Genomic DNA, 532 nt, shown 5'->3' on the forward strand with positions numbered 1-532 from the left:
GAAGAGATACTTGAAATGGTCTCTTGTTGCCTTGTAAGATTACGAAGGTTTAAGAGTTGGATACCTCTTTTCTTATACGGTTCAATTTCTTCTTTATAGAATAATTCACATAAAAGATAGGCATCGACAGCGTCTGTTTTAACCTTTCTTAAACTTGCACTCCTTGCTCGATAAGAGATTAGGGGATTCACAATAATATAAATATATTGATGTTCCTCCAAAAATTGAATGACTGGAGATTGATAATGTCCTGTCGATTCTAAGATAACCGAAGGTTGTTTACCAGCAGCTACTTTTTCAACCTCTTTTAAGAATACTAATAGACCCTCGAAACCATCCACTGTATGTTTTACACTAAAGCTTTTACGAAAAGGTTGTCCCTTATCCAAGAATGCTTGTACCTGACTTTCTCCTTTCGAAACATCCAGACCTATTACTGGATTCATCAATCATCTCCTCCTTAGAATTTAAGATTAGTCGGTTGTCCCTAGAGCTGCTTGTACTGTCATAGGTTCGCTTGTTAAACGGGATC

At 36.8% G+C, this 532-nt stretch carries 1 protein-coding gene; it reads right to left on the reverse strand.

What is annotated here, in order from left to right:
• Window positions 1-446: IS110 family transposase (locus tag COD11_RS22110; protein WP_141549733.1), on the reverse strand; the 446-nt coding region annotated here is incomplete at its 3' end.
• Window positions 447-532: the final 86 nt, after the last annotated feature.

It is taken from the genome of Bacillus sp. AFS040349 (genome assembly GCF_002577655.1).
GTDB lineage: Bacteria > Bacillota > Bacilli > Bacillales > Bacillaceae > Metabacillus.